Here is a 4,744-nt window from a genome sequence, read left to right on the forward strand (position 1 = left end):
TGTGCTGCAATCATCACGGTTTAAGTGGTTTTCGGCGGACTGGCCTGACTGGCCAACACATTTCGGGACGCGGCCGAACCTCCCGATCGTTGCACGCGCTCAAGACGGTTACGCGCGACATTGGCGACGGAGCAGGCTGGCATCGAAACGGTGATTGGGAACCACTTTCCGGAAATAAACTGAGCCACGAATCCTGAAATACAGGAACAGGCACCTTGGCAGGGAACCCTGGGTGAGCCAGTCCCATGTTCACCCGGTCGACTGGCCTCCTGATCGCAAGACCAGACCGCAGGTGGAACCCCGATGATCCCTTCGGGCCCCCTTCCCGCTTCGGTTTTGTGGGGAGTTTCAAACCACGTCGACGGCATCTCTGATATTTGACAATTCGAGCAAAACGCGTCTTCCGCGTGCCCGATCAGCATGGCGGTGGACGGTTGCAACTTGAGATCGTCGGGCGTTCTTTGCGGATTGAGGGAGTGAAACAGCAGTCTCAAGTGACGCGAGCCGTACATGGACCTTGCCACAGCGTTGAAGCTCGAAGCGACGCCCGGTCCGCAGAGAACGCCACCCCTGAGCAGTGCAAGATGACATGTGAGCAACACAAGGACTCAGCAGGCAACGACGAAGACGCCGGGAGAATGAACTCTCGGCGTCTTCTCTTAATTCGTCGTTACCGCTCAGTTCGCGCTACGAAATTCATCTCCCCGACTATTGTTGCGCTGCTGGCGTCGTCGAAGTGTCTGTGGGCGACAGCTCTGCACTCGTGTCGGAAGATGCTGCTGTCGGAGCAGCCGAGAAATAATCGAGAACTCGATAGAAGACGGGGGTCAGGAAGATCCCGAACAGGGTCACGCCAATCATCCCGGAGAATACGGCGATCCCCAGTGTCTGCCGCATTTCGGCACCGGCCCCTCTCGAGAAGACCAGTGGCACCACGCCCAGGATGAACGCGAGTGAAGTCATCACGATGGGTCGCAGTCGCTCCTTTGATGCTTCCACTGCGGCATCATGAGCCGACATTCCTTTATGCCGTCGCTCGCGCGCGGTTTCCACAATCAGAATGGCATTCTTCGCTGCCAGTCCCACGAGCACGATGAAACCAACCTGCACGAAAATGTTGATGTCGAGGTGGGTCATCCAGATTCCGATCACCGCACTCAACAGACACATCGGGACCACCAGCAGCACCGACATGGGCATCGACCAGCTTTCGTACTGAGCAGAGAGCACCAGGAACACGAGGATCAGAGCACCGAGTAATGCCCTTCCCGCCGTCGAGCCTTCCAGCAACTGCAGGTAGGTTAGTTCGGTCCATTCGTACGTCATCGCGTCGGACAGTTCCGCGTCGGCGGCCCGTTCGACGGCCGCAATCATGTCGCCAGAGCTGACACCCGGAAGTGAGCCACCATTGATGGGGGCTGCGGGGTACATATTGTAGCGGTTGATCAGAATGGGGCCGCCGATGTCTTCGATCTTGGCAATGGTTCCTAATGGGACCATGTTCCCTTCGACGTTGCGTACCTTGAGGGCGCGAACGTCTTCCGCCTGCATTCGGAACTCGGCATCGGCCTGAATGTTGACTTGCCACGTACGACCGAACCGGTTGAAGTCGTTGACGTACGAACTGCCCATGTAAACCTGCAAGGTTTGGAAGGCGTCACTCAGTGGTACTCCCAGCGCCTTACATTTGGTTCTGTCGATGTCGATATAGAGCTGAGGCGTGTCCGCTCGGAAGCTATTGAACATGCCAACGATCCCGGGTTCTTGATTACCTCGCACAGCGACCTGGTCGGCCCGATCCTGAAGTTCGCTCAGGCCCTGATCGGCGCGGTCCTGGATCATGAGTTTAAATCCGCCGGCCGATCCCAAGCCGTCAACAGGTGGTGCCCCGAAGACGGCGATCTGTGCGTCCAGGATTTCGCTCACCATTCGTTGTCGCAGCTTGGCAGCGATTGCGTTCGCTCCGAGAGACGGACTGTGGCGATGGTGGAAGTCGTCTAGAATGATGAACATCGATGCGAAGTTAGAGCCAACGGCGTTGAGGATGATTGATTGACCGGCAATCCCGGTGGTGTGGGCGACTCCCTCGGTTTCCTGCGCGATCTTCTCAACTCGCTTCAGCACATCGATCGATCGGTCCAGCGATGCGGAATCGGGAAGCTGCATGTTGACCAGCAGGTAACCCTTATCCTGTGCCGGAATAAATCCGACCGGGGTCTTTGTCAGTCCGAAATAGGTTGCGACCAGAAGACCGCCATAAACCACCATGACGAGGAAACTGACACGCAACAGGCTCGCAACAATCCGTCCGTAGACTCTGGTCAGAGCGTCGAAACCGCGGTTGAACAACTTAAAACAACTGGAAAGAAACTGATTGACCGGCTTCCAGATCAGCCAGCCGACGATCATCCCCGGAATCATCAGACCGATCCAAAGGCCCCACTGTGCGTACTCTGATTCGGGCAGTGGGATCAGAGTCGTGATAAGGGGCTTCAGCCAGGCCGCACTGGCCCAACCGAGCAGGCCCATGTATCCCCACCATGGCAGGGCCTCACGGTCATCATGCCCGTGTTTGCGATTTTTGAAGATCTGCACTGCACGCGATGGAGTCATCGTGAGAGCATTCACGGCTGAGATGATCATCGAGACCGAAATCGTCAGCGCGAATTGCCGGTAGAATTGACCGCTGATTCCTCCGAGCAGGGCGCTGGGAAGAAACACAGAGCTCAGCACGAGCGTGATGGCGATAATCGGCCCGGTCAGCTCATTCATCGCATTGATCGTCGCGGTCTTCGCGTCGTATCCCTTCTCAAGCCAGCGTTCAATTCCTTCCAGGACAACAATCGCATCATCGACGACGATCCCGATTGCCAGCACCAGCCCGAACAGGGTCAGGTTATTGAGTGTGAATCCCATCACCGACATCACGGCCATGGTCCCGATCAACGACACAGGAACGTCGATCATCGGCAGGGTCATCGACTTCCAGTCCTGAAGGAACAGCAGCACGACGATCGCGACAAGGATGACGGCATCCCGCAGTGACTTAAAAACCTCATTCACCGATTCTTCAATGAATGGGGTCGTGTCGTACACGATTGCTGAACGCATTCCATTGGGAAAAATCGACGCGAGCTGAGCCACTTTCTCGCGGACACGTTTGGCCGTCTCCAGAGCGTTGGACCCGGGAAGCTGAAACACGGCCATCCCTACTGAGGGTTTGCCATCGAGCGTGCAGGCGGTGTCTTCGTTCTTGGCACCAAGTTCAATCTTGGCGATTTCACCCAGTCGCGTTGGCTGACCTTTGTTTCCGGTCTTCACAATGATTTGTTCAAACTCAGACGCTTCTGTCAGTCGGCCCAATGTGTTCAATGTGTACTGGAAGTCGAGAGATTCAGAAACAGGGGGCTGGCCGACCCGCCCTGCTGCGACCTGGACGTTCTGCTCTTTCAGCGAGTTGACGACATCGCCGGCTGTCAGATTGCGGGATGCCATTTTCTGCGGATTCAGCCAGATCCGCATACTGTAATCCTGCTGTCCGAGAAACGTCACATCGCCAACACCTTTGATGCGTAAAAGGTCATCCCGCATCTGCAGAGTCGCATAGTTGCTCAGAAAAAGCTGATTTAAGTGGGGCTGTCCGGTTGCCTCGTTGATGTCTGAGGACAGGTTGACGACGAGCAGGATACTGGGGGATTTTTTCTTGGTACTGACACCGGTTGTTTTGACCACGTCGGGCAGTTTGGGCAGGGCGAGAGCGACTCGGTTCTGGACAAGAACCTGAGCCATATCCAGGTTCGTCCCCAATTCGAAGGTGATGGTCAGTCGATACGTTCCGTCGTTGGTGCACTGCGACGACATGTACAGCATCTTTTCGACGCCGTTGACTTCCTGCTCGATGGGGGAAGCTATTGTCTCTTGCACAACGCTTGCACTCGCGCCGGGATAGCTGCATGAGACTTCGACGGTAGGAGGCGTGATTTCCGGGTATTGAGCGATGGGAAGCGTGAAGTAAGCAGCGATACCCGCGAAGACGATCACCAGCGAAATGACGATCGCAAAAACGGGCCGTTCAATAAAAAAGCGGGCAAGCATTCAATAACCCTATGCGGGAAATGGTGAACTCGGATTTATGCTCGATCCGTCGATGGAACGGGAGTGAATTCCCATTCAATGTACCGACATTGGTAATCAGCTTTCACGGTCCGGTGTGGTGTCCGTCTGGAATGAGAAGCCTGCTGATGATCGGCCGTATTGATGTTTTCATCTCCGTCGACAGGTGAAAGACATCAAACAAACGGGAATTCAATTCCCCAGTCAGGTGAGAGACGGGGCGGATCGGCTAGTGCGACTTCTTTTCTGCCGGCTTCGCTTCGTCACCCGGTGGTTTCTCTGTCTCGATTCTGACGGTCATCCCTGCCCTGACACGCTGCTGTCCCTTTACGACAACCCGATCTCCGTGCTCTAAGCCGGTTTCGATCACGCGCATCAGGCCATCCCTGCGTCCTACGGTGACGTCACGCTTTACAATTTTGTTCTCGTCGTTCACCAGGTAGACGTAACGCTGTCCCTGCTGCTGGGCCAGTGCCCGTTCGGGGATCAGCAGCCGTGGGCTGGGAAGTCCCATCTGGAACTGAACACGGACAAACAGGCCCGGAGTCAGCAGTCGGTCCGGGTTGGGGAATCGACCGCGAATCTGGATGGTACCCGTCCCTGCATCAACGCGGTTGTCCACCAGATCGAT

2 protein-coding genes are annotated in these 4,744 nt (G+C 56.0%); both read right to left on the bottom strand.

Going from position 1 to position 4,744, the window contains the following annotated elements; translation table 11 throughout:
* Positions 1-708: 708 nt before the first annotated feature.
* Entirely contained in the window at positions 709-4,095 is a 3,387-nt protein-coding gene (locus VGE80_RS19210) for an efflux RND transporter permease subunit (RefSeq protein WP_440593782.1), read from the bottom strand.
* 247 nt (positions 4,096-4,342) lie between these two features.
* The coding region (locus VGE80_RS19215; RefSeq protein WP_440593783.1) for an efflux RND transporter periplasmic adaptor subunit at positions 4,343-4,744 on the bottom strand (402 nt) is incomplete at its 5' end.

The organism is Schlesneria sp. (genome assembly GCF_036405755.1).
Classification (GTDB): Bacteria; Planctomycetota; Planctomycetia; order Planctomycetales; family Planctomycetaceae; genus Schlesneria; species Schlesneria sphaerica.

Excerpts from the sequence above, each read along its gene's own strand:
- VGE80_RS19210 (WP_440593782.1), bottom strand. The coding sequence starts at position 4,095 with ATGCTTGCCCGCTTTTTTATTGAACGGCCCGTTTTTGCGATCGTCATT.